At 70.0% G+C, this 13747-nt stretch carries 13 protein-coding genes and 1 pseudogene; 5 read left to right on the plus strand and 9 right to left on the minus strand.

Annotated features, from left to right (window positions below; translation table 11 throughout):
• Positions 1–69 precede the first annotated feature (69 nt).
• Positions 70–813, plus strand: a complete 744-nt coding sequence (locus KUM44_RS37700; RefSeq protein ID WP_217214273.1) for an SDR family oxidoreductase — start codon at positions 70–72, stop codon at positions 811–813.
• Between the two features lie 54 nt (positions 814–867).
• On the opposite strand, the gene KUM44_RS37705 is transcribed toward KUM44_RS37700, so the two are convergent.
• On the minus strand, positions 868–1269 hold the full coding sequence (locus KUM44_RS37705) for a sigma factor-like helix-turn-helix DNA-binding protein (protein WP_254390689.1): 402 nt from the start codon (positions 1267–1269) through the stop codon (positions 868–870).
• A gap of 29 nt (positions 1270–1298) precedes the next feature.
• On the opposite strand from KUM44_RS37705, the gene KUM44_RS37710 reads away from it, so the two are divergent.
• Entirely contained in the window at positions 1299–2552 is a 1254-nt protein-coding gene (locus tag KUM44_RS37710; protein WP_254390690.1) for a zeta toxin family protein, read from the plus strand.
• On the plus strand, positions 2549–2878 hold the full coding sequence (locus KUM44_RS46295; protein WP_254390691.1) for a hypothetical protein: 330 nt from the start codon (positions 2549–2551) through the stop codon (positions 2876–2878). The genes KUM44_RS37710 and KUM44_RS46295 overlap by 4 nt, the downstream gene beginning before the upstream one ends.
• On the opposite strand, the gene KUM44_RS37715 is transcribed toward KUM44_RS46295, so the two are convergent.
• On the minus strand, positions 2842–3120 hold the full coding sequence (locus KUM44_RS37715; protein ID WP_217214275.1) for a hypothetical protein: 279 nt from the start codon (positions 3118–3120) through the stop codon (positions 2842–2844). The genes KUM44_RS46295 and KUM44_RS37715 overlap by 37 nt on opposite strands.
• A gap of 104 nt (positions 3121–3224) precedes the next feature.
• The gene (locus tag KUM44_RS37720) at positions 3225–3674 is read right to left on the minus strand and encodes a hypothetical protein (RefSeq protein ID WP_217214276.1); all 450 of its coding nucleotides are present in this window, start codon (positions 3672–3674) and stop codon (positions 3225–3227) included.
• 828 nt (positions 3675–4502) lie between these two features.
• Between KUM44_RS37720 and KUM44_RS37725 the strand changes: the two genes are divergently transcribed.
• Positions 4503–7178, plus strand: coding sequence for an ATP/GTP-binding protein (locus tag KUM44_RS37725; protein WP_217214352.1), 2676 nt, complete (start codon positions 4503–4505; stop codon positions 7176–7178).
• 50 nt (positions 7179–7228) lie between these two features.
• On the opposite strand, the gene KUM44_RS37730 is transcribed toward KUM44_RS37725, so the two are convergent.
• The 3 genes and pseudogenes from KUM44_RS37730 to KUM44_RS37740 all read right to left on the minus strand — a co-directional run.
• Positions 7229–7609, minus strand: coding sequence for a hypothetical protein (locus tag KUM44_RS37730; protein WP_217214353.1), 381 nt, complete (start codon positions 7607–7609; stop codon positions 7229–7231).
• Positions 7606–7755: a hypothetical protein gene (locus KUM44_RS37735; protein WP_217214358.1), complete on the minus strand. Its 150-nt coding sequence runs from the start codon at positions 7753–7755 to the stop codon at positions 7606–7608. Before KUM44_RS37735 ends, KUM44_RS37730 begins: the two co-directional genes overlap by 4 nt.
• Before the next feature lie 40 nt (positions 7756–7795).
• Positions 7796–7960: pseudogene (locus tag KUM44_RS37740) on the minus strand (sigma factor); the annotation flags it as partial.
• 267 nt (positions 7961–8227) lie between these two features.
• On the opposite strand from KUM44_RS37740, the gene KUM44_RS37745 reads away from it, so the two are divergent.
• Entirely contained in the window at positions 8228–9103 is an 876-nt protein-coding gene (locus KUM44_RS37745; protein ID WP_217214277.1) for an RNA polymerase subunit sigma, read from the plus strand.
• Here the strand turns inward: KUM44_RS37745 and KUM44_RS37750 are convergent.
• From KUM44_RS37750 to KUM44_RS37760, 3 genes are all read right to left on the minus strand, one after another.
• Positions 9094–10002 (minus strand): sigma-70 family RNA polymerase sigma factor, encoded by a 909-nt coding sequence (locus KUM44_RS37750; protein WP_217214278.1) that lies wholly within the window; start codon positions 10000–10002, stop codon positions 9094–9096. The two genes, KUM44_RS37745 and KUM44_RS37750, sit on opposite strands and share 10 nt — an antisense overlap.
• A gap of 400 nt (positions 10003–10402) precedes the next feature.
• A complete protein-coding gene (locus KUM44_RS37755) occupies positions 10403–11863 on the minus strand; it encodes an amino acid permease (RefSeq protein WP_217214279.1) in 1461 nt (486 codons plus the stop codon).
• A 226-nt stretch (positions 11864–12089) separates the two neighbouring features.
• Positions 12090–13706: a CdaR family transcriptional regulator gene (locus KUM44_RS37760; protein ID WP_254390692.1), complete on the minus strand. Its 1617-nt coding sequence runs from the start codon at positions 13704–13706 to the stop codon at positions 12090–12092.
• Positions 13707–13747 lie beyond the last annotated feature (41 nt).

Below are 13747 nucleotides of genomic sequence, written 5' to 3' on the forward strand. Positions count from 1 at the left end.
TGTCACAGGCGGAGCCCCTGTCCTGTCTCTCCTAGTGCAGACCAAATCCTTCTCCGAGAGGAATCCGTCATGAAGGTCGTAGTGATCGGTGGAACCGGGCTCATCGGCTCGAAGCTGGTGGGCAAGCTCAACGAGCACGGGCACGAGGCGGTCGCGGCCGCGCCCAACACCGGCGTCAACACCCTGACGGGCGAAGGGCTCGCCGAGGTCCTGGAGGGCGCGTCGGTCGTGGTCGACGTGTCCAACTCCCCCTCGTGGGAGGACGACGCCGTCATGAACTTCTTCCGGACCTCCACGACGAACCTCCTCAAGGCGGAGGCCGAGGCGGGGGTGACACACCACGTGGCGCTGTCCGTGGTCGGCACCGACCGCCTCCAGGAGAGCGGGTACTTCCGGGCCAAGCAGGCCCAGGAAGACCTGATCAAGGAGTCCGGCATGCCCTACTCCATCGTCCGCGCCACCCAGTTCTTCGAGTTCATCAAGGGGATCGCGGACATCTCGACCGACGGCGACACCGTGCGGCTGGCCCCGGCGAAGTTCCAGCCCATGTACTCCGACGACGTGGCCGCGGCCGTCGGCCGCACCGCGGTCGGCTCACCGGTCAACGGTCTGGTGGAGGTCGCGGGCCCCGACGTGTTCCAGCTCGACGAGCTGATCCGCAAGACGCTCGCCGCCAACAACGACCCGCGCACGGTCGTCACGGATCCGCAGGCCCCGTACTCCGGTGCCGTGTTGCAGGAGACCACGCTCCTGCCGGGGCCGGACGCGCAGATCGCGAAGACCAAGCTGTCGGACTGGCTCGCGCAGCAGTAGTGAGCAGCACGAAGTGGCCCCTGCCCGCGGGATGGGCAGGGGCCACGACAGCTCTCAGCGACAAGGCGACAGGACCGTTTCCAGGGGCGCGAGGTCACCGGACTGCGCGGCTGCGAGGAAGGCCTGTACGAGCCGTCGGTGAGCGACCGCGTCCACGGGCTGCCGGCCGCGGTTCGTGGTGAGACGTCCCTGGGCGCGCGAGACCTGCTGCCTCGCGTTGGCCACGCCGATGCCCAGGAGTCCGGCGATCCGGTCGTACGGGTAGCGGAACCCCTCCCGCAGGACGTACGCCGCACGTTGCGTCGGCGTCAGCGTCTGCATCAGCAGGCGAACCGCCCGCTCGACCGCGTCATGCCGCTCGGCCACCGCTTCCGGGGTGGCGTCGGGGTCCAGCGGTTCCGGGAGCCAGGGACCGGCACAGGATTCCGCGGTGCGGGTCGGCCGGGACCTGTACAAGCCGGTGCACCGTCAATACGCCCACGCTTTTGGCGGCCGATGTCCGTACGGCCGGAGCCCTGGTTCGCCCCGACACCGCGCGGTGGCAGGCCGCCGTCGAAGCCCACGTCCGCGAGATGGGCTTCGACGCCGTGGTGGAGTCGGCGCTCGCCGACCCGGACGACTTCCGCGCCTCCTCCACCGCCTACCGCGCGGCCGGCCACCGGATCGAGGTCGCCGCCGTGGCCACTTCGGAGGCCTTGAGCCAGCTGGGCATCGTGGACCGCTTCCTCGCCGAGGCCGCCGTCGGCGGCGGCCGGTACGTGTCCTGGGAGAACCACGACAGCTGCGCGAAGAATCTGCTGAACACCCTGGCCGTCATCGAGGCCGAACAGCTCGCCGACCGCGTCACCGTCGTACGACGCGACGGCACTCTGGTGCACGCCAACGAACTCAACCCCGACGGCAGTTGGCGGCGCCGGCCCGCTGCCGCGCGGGCGGTGCAGCGAGAGCGGTCACGGCCGTGGACCGCGCCCGAGACCGCCTCGTTCCGCCGCGCGCTGACCCGCACGGACCGGCGCGTACACGGCGAACTCGTCAGCCAGGACCGGCGCCTGGCCGTGCAGCGGGACACCGAGCGCGCGGCCGCCTGGTCCGAGCCGGTCCGCCGCATCGCCCAGCCCCGCAGACGTGCGCCCGGCGTCGACTACCACCGGCTCTCACCCGACGAACACCGCTGGATCTTCGACGAGCTGATCGCCCCGTCGTATCTGAACCGCATCGTTCCCCGGGACGACCCACGCGCCGTGTACGTCATTGGTCAGCCCGGAGCGGGCAAACTCCTGGCCGCCAGGATGGTCCGCCGCGCCATGCGGCCCGGCACCACCCGCCTGGTCGGCGATGACTTCAAGGCCTCGCACCCCGACTACTACCAGCTGCTGCGCGACAATCCCCACAGCGCCGGCGCAGCAATCCGAGCCGACTACAAGGCGTGGTTCGCTCAGGCTGAGCAGTACGTGCGCCTGCGGCGCGGCGACGTCCTGATCGAGGCCGCCCCCGGCAGCGCGGAGGAGTTCTTCGACAGCGCGCTGCCGTTTGCGACCACCGGCTATCCGGTCGAACTCGTGGTCCTGGCCGTACGGGAAGCCGACAGCCGGCTCGCCACCGCGCTGCGCTACGCCCGGGCGCTGCGCAGCGCGGCGGCACCGGCCGGTTCACCACCCGCGCCGGGCACGACACCTGCTACCGGGCGCTCGCCGACGTCGTCGACGTCGCTGAGCGGCACCCGCAGATCGCGACCGTGACCGTGATCCGCCGGGACGGCCACGCCCTGGTGCGCCATGAGGCCGGCGGCGCCGGACGAGCGTCGTGGGCACTGACGGCCGAGCGGCTCCGCCCGTACACCGAACAGGAGGCTGCCGCGTTCCTGCGCCTCCACCAGGCGCTGCGCCGGGCGCTCCCGCAGCACCGGGCCGAGCTGGACGAGATCGCCGCTCTCGCCCGGCCCCTGATGCCGCCTCGGGTACAGCCGGCCCGCATCGACCGGCCGCACCCGTCCGTCTGGCCCCTGCCCATCCCACGACGAGCCCCGGGCTACGACTCGTTGAGCTCCCTCAGCCGCGCCGCATAGACGGCGGCGATCTGCTCGGCTTCTTCGGGGTCGGCGGTCGCCAGCTGCGCCTGGTCGGCGAGCGCGGTCTGGCGGCTGGCCTTCAGCTCCTCGATCCGCTCCTCGTCGGGCGCGGGTGCGCGGCGCTCGGCGATGATCTGGGTGTTGTACCAGTTCACCACTTCCTGGACGGCGTCCTGGGCCGCTTGTTCATCGCCGCCTTCCAGGCCGGAGAAGTCGGGCTCGTCTGGTGTGCCGGTCATGGCAACCCCTCGGTATTTGATCTTGATTGGGAGTTGCCATTTTCCCCCGGCTCGCCCGACCAGCCCGGTGCTGTGACGGCCCCTCTCGGTCTCCGTAGAGCCGTTCACCCGCTCGGTGCGGGAGGCTCGCCGCCTTCCTGCCGCAGTGCGGCAGGTTCCAGGAACTCGCAGGCGGTGTCACAGAGCCTGAGCCATCGGAGGCTTGAGCCAGGTGTCAGGCCGGTGGACAGCAGTCGCAGTTGGTTCATCCGTGCCTTCACCGGGTCCGGTAGGGATGCTGGCAGGGCGGTGAACATCTGTGCATCCTGCTGCCGCCGCAGAACGGCAGCCGCGGCCGGGCACCAGGTTCCGGGCGAGCTGGCGGCCGGCTCAGCGGCAGTGGCGATCAGTGCCGCGAGGACGACGCTCTCCACTTGGGCGAGAAACGCGTCCTGATCGACGTCCCAGGCATGCAGGCGCTGGCCGAGCCGACGGGTGAAGACGGAGTCGGTCGGGCGATCCTGTATCAACTCGCCGGCGAGTCGGTCTGCTGCGGTGATCGGATCAGCCGTCATCGGGGTCCTCTCCCGTGGCTGGTGCGGGCAGGCCATCCATCATTCTGCCCGCACCAAAGGTGCTTCTGTCAGAGGCACTTCACGTGGAGTGTCCTGCTGGTCGAGGTGTTGCTGTCGGTGCCTTCATGGACGATCGTCGCGAGCGTCTTCGTGCGATAGATGTACGTGGTCGAAGTTGAGTCACAGCTCAGCGTTGCCTTGGTCGACCGTGCTGGCGGCGGGCACTTGTGCTGCCGGGAGCTCGCGGCAGCAGTCGTCCACTGGTCCGGCCCTGGGAGGTAGAGCTCCAGGTCGACCTCACTTGCGCAAGCGTCCGGAGCATTCGGAACGCAGCCGCTGATTCCGCCCGTGGCGGTGATTTTGCCGCCGCTGTAGTTGGGCTTGTTCGCGAACAGCGCGCACGTGATGACGTGTTTGGGCGAGCGGACGTCTTTCACTGACAGGGTCGCTTCGGGTTTGACCTTCGATGCTCCCGGCGGCGCAGGATCTGCCGATGCGGTGCTCCCCGCGAAGGCGGCGGTGGCGGCGAGCGCGGCAACGAGCGAATATCGGGTTACGAGTCTTCTCCCGGACGGGGTTCTCCGGGGGCTGGGTAACGGCACAGAGTCTCCCTTGGCATACCGAATTGCTGTCGTCACCTGGTGAGCAACAACGACGGATCCTGGACTGTACATGCCACATGGGACGGAAGATTTCGTTCGGCTCCATGTGTCCAGATAGTGCATAACTGCTGCGCAACGTGGCCGCCGCAGCGGCAGCAGGGACTCCTCAAACCCCTTCATACGGGCATAGGTTGACCCTGCTGGTGATCATCTTTCGGGGGTGGACGTGACAGGCCGGGATCTCAGGGCCCTGTTCAGTACGAACGACCGCAGCGTGCAGGCCGCGGAGGCCTTCACGAACCGCGCCTCGCAGTGGGAGACGGTCGCGGCCGCGCTCACCGAGCACCTCCAGCACATCGCCTCCCCCGGCTTCGACGCCGAGGACCTCGAGGCTCCCCGCAACCACATCCTCGTCTTCCACGGAGTGGGCGGCATCGGCAAGACGACCCTGTCCAGGATGCTGGAGGCGGCGCTCACCGACGCCGGACGGCGTCCCTCTCAGTGGGGTGAGCCGGGATGGCCGGCCGACCGGATCCTGCCCGTACGCATCGACCTCGCCCGCTCCGCCGGCACCGACTTCGAGCAGATCGTGCTGACCATCCGGGCCGCCCTCACCCGGATCGGCCGCCCGCTTCCCGCATTCGACCTGGCGCTGCGCCGCTACTGGGAGGCCAACCACCCCGGCGAACCGCTGGAGGAGTACCTGCGCCGCGCAGGTCTCGGCTCCCGGTTCGGGCAGGCACTGCCGCAGCAGATGCAGTCCGCGCTCGCCGACGTCGCCCAGGCGCTCCTGCTGCCCGGCACCATCGGCTCGGCCGTCGGCGCCCTCACCGGCGCCCTGGTCGGCGCGCTGCGCGAACGCCGCCAGACCGTACGGTCGCTGGCCGGGTGCGATCGGCTGGCGGACTTGCTGGAGGCCGAACCCGACCTGGACGCCTTGTCCTTCTACCCCCACCTGCTGGCGTGGGAGCTCGCCCAACTCCCCGACGGAAAGCGGGTCGTGCCGGTCGTCCTGCTCGACACGTTCGAGGACATCGGCGACCGCACCCGCCGCGACCTGGAGCGCCTGATCCAGCGCACGGTGTGGCTGCTGCCCAACGCCTTCTGGATCATCACCGGCCGCTCACGCCTACAGTGGGCCGACCCCGCCCTGCAGGGCCAGCTCGACTACACCGGCCCCGCCGCCTGGCCCGGCCTCGCCCACACCGCCGCGCCAGCCACCCGCACCCCCGCCCGGGCCGGCGTACGGCAGGTGCCGATCGGCGACTTCTCCCCCGAGGACTGCGACGACTACCTCGCCCGCCGCCTCACCCGTAACAGCCAGCCCCTCATTATTGAGCCCATCCGGCAAGTCATCACCGCCCGCTCGCACGGCCTGCCGCTGTATCTGGACCTGTCGGTCATGCGTTTTTTGGAGATCCGACGGACAGGCCGGCCCCTTGTCCCGGCCGACTTCGACCACGATTTCCCGGCCCTGATTTCCCGCACCCTGTCCGACCTCACGCCCGAGGAACGGCACGTCCTGCGATCGGTCAGCCTCCTTGACGCCTTCGACCTGGACCTCGCGACCCGGGCCGCGGGCATGACCCAGCAGGCGCCCGCTCTTCGTCTGGTGGAGCGGCCCTTCGTCCGGGAGAACCCCTTCAGCCTCTGGCGCTATCACCTCCACGACCTGATCCGCTCCACCATCCGCGGCGCGGACGACGCGACGGACGACCGCTGGTCACCCCAGGACTGGGCTCAGGCCGCCCAGCGGGCCTTCGCTGCACTCGGAGAACAGTGGGCCCAAGGCACCGGACCCGGTCGGCTGCTTCTGGTCGGCTGCCTGCGCCAGGGCCTGGCCATTGCCCGAGATTTCCGTCTCGACCTCGACTGGCTTGCCGATGCAACCTGGGCCTACATCAGCGACTCTGTCTGGGAGCCGCTCGCCCCACCCGCCCGGCAAGGGACAGACGGAGCCTCTCTGCAAACACCCTCCGACGCCCTGGTCGAAACCCTCAGCTCACTGGCCCGCCGCCAGCACGAGCACCGCCAGCACACCGTCGACCGGCTCACCGCCGTCATCACCGCCCGCCTGCTCCCCGCCGACCTTCACGACATGGCCGTCTACTACCTGGCCAAGGCTCACCGCGACCTCGGACACAACGACGCCTCCCGCCAAGGCATGCAGCAAGTCATCGACGGCGGCGGCCGCCTCGGCCCCGCTGCACGGCGCGGCCTCGCCCACCTGGCCCGCCTCGCCGGCGACTTCCCCACCGCCCTCGAAGTCGCCGAGACGCTCGGGTGGGAGGGCCGGCGCCACCGGGTCTTCGCTGAAGTGTGGTGGGTACAGGGCGACATGGTGCAGGCAGCAGCCGCCTACCAGCTGGGCCGTATCGAAGCGGAACAGCACTCGGTAGCGGGAGAGGCCGCCACCGCTCAGGCGATGCGCGCCCTCGCCCTCGCGTTCACCAATCCGGACCAGGCCGACAACGAACTCCAGCTCGCAGAACAACTCCTGGCCGGAGTCAACATCCGTGCCTCCCGTATCAACGCCCAGATCGCCGCCCTCGTACGGGACGCCGGCCAGAGCGGTGACTGGGTAGACCGCGCCGCACTCCTGCGCTCCGAAATCAGCATCGCTGGACTCGCTTCCGTGGAAACCACTCTCGATCTGGCCGTGTGCTTCCACCACGCCGTACGAGGCTCCCACGACGAACTAGAGGTGGGCATTGCCCGACTGCGCCGTCTCACCCAATCCGGCAATTACGCCTACTACACCGACATCGCCCACTTCATGGCCGACTTCCCACTACCTGCCGACCATGCCCCGCCGCAATGGCTGGACAGCGAACAGGCCACCCGCGCGCGGTGGCGCGGACTCGTCACCGCCCGGCGCGAGTACCTACGCGCGACCCGGTGAAGCAACGCGGCCCCACCGGATCAGGGGGGCGCATTCCTCTGCTGGCCTGGTCAGGGGGTGAGGTCCAGCACGCGGACCGGCTCTCCTGCCCACCGGTGCGGCGCGGTGGTGGCGATGATCGCGCCGTCGGGACGGTCCGGGGTGGGCTGCGCCGTGTAGTGGCTGTGCGCCGCCGCCCACGTGTTCTGCCGCGCGATAACGAGGGCGGCGGCCAGGTCCAGATCGAGGACGGTGATGCCGGGAAGGGATGCCAGGTGCTCGGCTGTGCCGGGCCGGGCGCGATCGGCTTCTACTAACGCGCATGCCGGGGCGTACAGGAACCAGCCCGGTTCGGCGTGGGCACGGTGGATCAGACGGGAAGCGAGGACGTTACCCTGGCCGGCTGCGGCCATCGCGGTGTCGTCCAGGACGATGTGCACAGCATCGCTCACCGGCTCGTCACCTGGGCCAGACGCCGGTCCAGCTCGCTGTCCAGGTCGTGTTCCTCGGCGGCGGTCGGCGCGTAGCCGTTCCACTCCTTGAGCGCGGCCCGGGCCTTCTCCGCTCGTTCGGCGGCGTTTCCAGGCGGACTGGACAAGGTTGAGGGCCAGCCGGACGGTTGTCGTCCTGAGCAGCGCCGATGGGTTCAGGACGACCGTGCGGTCCGTTCGCTGCCACCGGAGCCAGGCCTTCTGGAGGACGTCCTCCGCCTCCCCGGCGTCTCCGACGATCCGACTGGCGATCTTGAGCAGTCCGGGCCTGGCCTGGACGAACAGCACCGTCGCCTCGTCAGGTACTCCCATGGCCGGAGCTGCGGCCGTCGAGACCGCCGGGTCCGGTTCCTGCACGGCTTCGACCAGATACGCGTTCACGACCGGCTCCTCCGCTCGGTGGGTCGGCGGCCTGAAAGGCGGCCCGGACCAACATCACGCCGTGAGGCGGGCGACCGCGCCCTTGGGATGCCGTAGGCGACCCCGTGGTCCGCGTGGCCGGCGCGTGGCCGGCCGCCGCTGCCGCGTCACAAGGTCTGCACCTGTCCGGTCTCCCTGGTAGGAGAAGGAGGGTGCGGTATGGCCGGTGCGGACGACGCGGTGCCCATCACGGAGCTGCTCGATGAACGGCGGCATCTGCTGGATGTCGCGTACTGGATGCTGGGCAGCGGCCGTGAGGCCGAGGGCGTCGTGGACGCGACCTATCGACGGTGGTTCGAGCTGCCGGAGGCAGAGCGGGCCCGGATCACGGCGCCGCGGTCCTGGCTGGCGAAGGTCGCCGGGGGCATCTCTCTGTCCCGGCTCGCTCTGCCGGGCCGGGCCCGGGCACGGGCCGCGCAGGCGGGGACCGGCGGCGCGGTGCGGCAGGGCATGCCGGCGGAGGAGATCAGCGCGGTTCTGCTGGACGCGCTGGTCTCCCTGTACCCGGCCGAGCGGGCGGCGTTCGTCCTCAACGACGTGTTCGGGATGTCGCCGAACGCGATCGCCGGCATCGTCAGTCGGACCGAGCCGCAGTGCGTCGAGCCGGCCGACCGGGCCCGCCGCAGTCTGCGGGCACGGCGCGCGCGGCCGACGCCGACCGAGCGGCACGACGAGGTGGCCCGCGCGGTGCGTCGGGCCTGTGTGTCGGAGGACGAGGCGCTGCTGGCGTCCCTTCTGGCAGCCGACGCGACGGCGTTCTTCGACGGTGGCGGCAAGGTGCGCACGCCGGTCAGGCCGGTGCACGGCAACAGCCAGGTGGCCCGAAGCCTGCTGACCCTGCTGGCCCGGCATCCACGGACCACCCTGTACACCCATCCGGTCAACGGCCGGACCGGCCTCGTGGTGCGCTACGGCAGTCAGGTGGCCGCGGTCATCAGCCTCGACGTCGCCGGCCCGCACGTCGTACAGGTCTGGGTCACCCTCAACCCCGACAAGCTAGGCACCTGGAACCGCCCCGGCACCGCTCAGCCCTGAACGCGAGAGCGCGAGCCGAGGAACGCGGCGATCTTGCTCGGGTTGAACACCCACATCAGCTGGTGAATGCCCGCGGGCGAGGCGGCCACCGTCATGAACGTCGTCGGCCGGCCGTCCCGGTAGAGCAGTATCCCGTCCCGCCCGTTGGCCTCGACATGGCGGACGTCCACCCCACTCCAGAACCGCCGCGTGGCCGTCGCCAGGTTCGCCACCCGCGCGCGGCCGAGCACGGGGACGCGCGCGGCGCCCCGGATGCCGTTGCCGTCGGACAGGCTCACGGCGTCCGGCGTCAGGAGCGACTCCAGGGAGGCGACGTCCCCGTTCCGTGCCGCCGAGACGAAGGCGTCGAGGAGCTGTCGATGCGCCGCCGTGTCCACGCTCTCCCGCTGGTCGGCCGCGAGATGTCTGCGGGCCCGGCTCACGATCTTGCGGACGTTGACGACGCTGAGCCGAAGGATGTCCGCGATGTCGGCGTAGGCGTAGTCGAACGCCTCCCTCAGGACGTACGCGGCCCGCTCGGTGGGGTTCAGCTTCTCCAGCACGAGGAGCAGCGCGAACTCCAGCGCCTCGGCCCGTTCGGCACCCACCTCGGGATCGTTGCTCGTGTCGACGGGCTCGGGCAGCCACGGCCCGATGTAGGTTTCGCGGCGCACCCGGGCGGACTGGGCGACGTTGACGGCCAGCCGGGTGGTGGTGCTCGACAGGAACGCCACCGGGCTGACCACCACCGAGCGGTCGGTCTTCTGCCAGCGCATCCAGACTTCCTGCACCACGTCCTCGGCCTCGACCGCGCTCCCCAGCACGCGGTACGCGATGCCGAAGAGCCGTCGGCGGAGCCCTACGAAGACAGAAACGGCGTCGTCCAGAGTGCTTTCCGTGGCGGACGTCTCAAGATGCATGCATGATCCCGCTGTCTCCGTTGCTCCGGTTGTCCACCTCCTTGACCGGATGGCTCCCCGATCTGTGACAGGGAGGCGTTACCGAAGACGCACCGCGCGGGTCCTGTCCCGGGCGGCCGGCGGCCGTGACGACGAGGGCCGGCGGCTGCTGCGGACTGTCCGCCGCGGTACGGGGCCGGTGGTGACCTGGCACCGGGCCAGTCGGTGCTGCTGTCTGCGAGCTCGCCTCGCTTTACCCGACCGGTTGCTGCCTCTCACCCGCCGCGCATTCCGGCACTGCGAACCGACGCGGCCGGCCGTCTTTCTCCCCTCAGAAACGGGCGGCGGCCCAGGGAGAGGCTCCCTGGGCCGCGAGATCGGCCCTCTGCACCACGGCGCCGACGCCCTGCGTGTGCGGTGGCTATTTGGGCGCGACGGACCCCTGGGTTCCGTTGCGCCGGTTCCGCTCCCGGACCAGTGAGATCGCGACCACCAGGACGGCGACGAGTACGGAGAGCAGGACCTGGCTGCGGCCACCGCCCTCGCTGTCGTCGGTGAGCATGTAGAGGAGCACGAACGAGATCATCCCGATCGTCGCCCACGTCAGATACGGGAAGAGCCACATCCGCACGACGAGTTTCTCCGGGTCCTCGCGCAGGATGATCCCCCGCATCCGCAGTTGCGAGAAGCAGATGACCAGCCACACGAAGAGTGCGACGGCGCCGGAGGAGTTCAGCAGGAACTGGAAGACGGTCTCCGGCCACAGATAGTTGAAGGCGACGGCGACGAAGCCGAAGGCCACCGAGGCCAGGATCGCGGTCTGCGGTACGCCGCGGGTGTTCGTACGGACGAAGGACCGCGGCGCGTCGCCCCGCTGGCCGAGGGAGAAGGCCATGCGAGAAGCGGTGTAGAGGCCCGAGTTGAGACAGGACAGCACGGCGGTCAGCACGATGAAGTTCATGATCTGCCCGGCGTGAGGGATGCCGATCGAGTCGAGCGCCGCCACGTACGAGCCATCCTTCTTGATCGCGGGGTCGTTCCACGGCAAGAGCGAGACCACGACCAGGATCGAACCGACGTAGAAGACCCCGACCCGCCAGATGACGCTCCTGGTGGCCTTGGCGACCGCCCGCCGGGCATCCGGGGACTCCCCGGCGGCAAGGGTGACGATCTCGCTGCCCATGAAGGAGAAGACGACCAGAAGGATGCCGGTGAGGATCGCTCCGGAACCGTTCGGCAGGAAGCCGCCGTGCTCGGTGAGATTGTCGAAGCCGGTCGCGGCGTGGTCGGAGCCGGGCAGCACACCGAAGATCGCCAGGCCGCCGAGGACGATGAAGCCCGAGATCGCGACGACCTTGATGCCCGCGAACCAGAACTCGAACTCGCCGAAGGAGCCGACCGAGGCCAGGTTCGTGGCCGTGAGTACCACCATCACGATCAGCGCCCAGGCCCATTGCGGTACGGCCGGCACCCACCCTTCCAGGATCACGGCACCCGCGGTCGCCTCCACGGCGAGCACGACGACCCAGAAGAACCAGTACAGCCAGCCGATCGAGAACCCGGCCCAGCGGCCCAGCGCCCGGTCCGCATACGCGGAGAAGGAGCCGGAGGACGGATTCGCGGCGGCCATCTCGCCGAGCATGCGCATCACGAAGACGACCAGCGCGCCGACCAGTACGTATGACACGAGGATGCCGGGTCCGGCTGCGGCGATACCGGAGGCCGAACCCACGAAGAGACCGGCACCGATGACCCCGCCGATGGCGATCATCGACAGATGGCGGTTCTTGAGACCGGCCCGCAGACCTTCCTGCCCCGGAGGCGGGCCATCTGCGGGCGGGGCAGTGTCAGGTGCCAGAGAACCAGGGGGACGTGTAGTCATGTCGACATCCATTTGAGTGGTTGGGAGGGCCTGGCGGGGAGTGGTGGCCCCGGGAAAGCGGTCACGGCATGGAGCGTCGCGCTCCGCCTCCTCGTGGGAGGGTGAGCCGTGTCACGTGGGGAAATGGATTTGCGCAAGCTTATGAGGGGCCATGGGCCGACGTGTTTGTGAATGCTGAACAAACTCGCCCGCAATGCCTGTACGACCGGACAATGCGCAGGCGGCGTCAGGTGGTCGGCGGAAGCCGCAGCTGGAGCATGGCCAGCAGGCGCTGGTCGGGACGGCTCAGATCGAGACCCGTCAGCTCCTCGGCCCGGCGAAGGCGGTAGCGCAGCGTGTTGGGGTGCACATGCAGCTGAGTCGCGGCTTCCCGGACGTCACCGAAGGCATTCAGATACGCCAGCAGGGACTCGGCCATCCGCCCCTGGTGCCGACTGTCGTGCGCCACCAGGGCGGTCAGCCGTGGATCCCGTATCTCGGGGTGGGCGGAGAGCAGCGTCAGTATCTCGCTGACCAGCACTTCCGCCTGGATGTCCGGCAACGAGGCAACTGCGGCGGGAAGGCCGGCTCCCAGCATCGCGTCGAGGATGCGGTCGGACTCCCGGCGCGACTCGGGGACGTCCCCGAGCCCGGACACCACACAGCCGACAGAGCCGCGCAGCGGCAGGCCCAGGTGGCGGCGTGCGGCATCGGTGATCTCCTCGCCCCAGCCGCGCAGCGTGTCCGTGTCGATACTGCCGGGCAGCTGCGGCAGGAGCACGTAGATACGGGGATCGAGCTGGGTCACCAACGCACTGCGGTGCCGGGCCGCGATGTGCACCGAGATCAGGTTGGTGACCTCGGTGCGCGTCAGCTCCGGCGCGGCGACGCCCTCGGCAGTCTCGTACGAGAACCCCAGGACGGCTGCCGGCAGGGTGGCGTCGAACCCCAGGTGTGTGGCGAGCGGCTGCGGCCCGGTGCTCCCTTCCAGCAGCCCGGCCAGCAGGGTCCGGGTCAGCGTCACGTTCTCGGACAGCTCCCGGCGGCGGCGTACCAGGTGGTGCGCGGCGACCCGGGCGGCACCCAGAAGTGCCTGCTCCGAGTGTTCGGACAGGGGCGTCGAGCCCTCCTGCACCCAGATGGTGCCCAGCTGCCGGTCCCCGGACCGGATCGCCACCGCGAGGCGGCCCCGGATCCCCAGCTTCGGGTGGCTGTCGATACCGATCACCTGGTCACTGGAGTGCAGGTGCTGGAAAACGCCCCACTCGCGCAGCTTTGCCAGATACGCCTCCGGTCCCTGCCAACCGAGAATGGACCGCCGCCGCAGGTCGTCGATCTCGTCGGCGTCGGTGGAGCGGGAGTAGGCCAGCACCCGGTTGGCGGCGTCCTCGATGCTGACGATGCCGTTGGTGAGGACGGCGGTGGTCTGGGCGAGGGAGAACAGGTCGCCCTCCTCCGCCCCTGCACCGGGGTATCCCGGAGGTACGTCGTCGAGGGCAGCGCGGGCCAGCGCGTTCACCTGCTCCCAGCGTCCTTCAGCGCGCAGTGACAGCAGGGCCACGCCGGCCTCGGCGGCGGTCTCGGAGAGGGCCGCGCCCTGACCGGGCCCATCCAGCTTGACCATGACGGCGGCGGCTCCGTCACGGGCGGCCGCCCGCAGCGCGGGAAGAGCAGCTCGGCCACGGGCACCGATGACGAGGACCAGTTCGCCCGGCAGGGAGCTCGGCGGGTCCTCCGGGTCGAGCAGGGCGACGCCCCGGATCTCGACGTCGAGCCCGGCGGGGGCGGACTGCACCTCCACCAGCGAGTCGCCCAGGGCCATCAGCAGCTGGCGCAGGCTGATGCTCGCTGCGGGGGAAGGCATCGCGGCCGGATCCATGAAGATCGCCTCTGTCGGGAACCACG

The organism is Streptomyces sp. AC550_RSS872, assembly GCF_019049285.1.
In the GTDB taxonomy this organism is placed as follows: domain Bacteria; phylum Actinomycetota; class Actinomycetes; order Streptomycetales; family Streptomycetaceae; genus Streptomyces.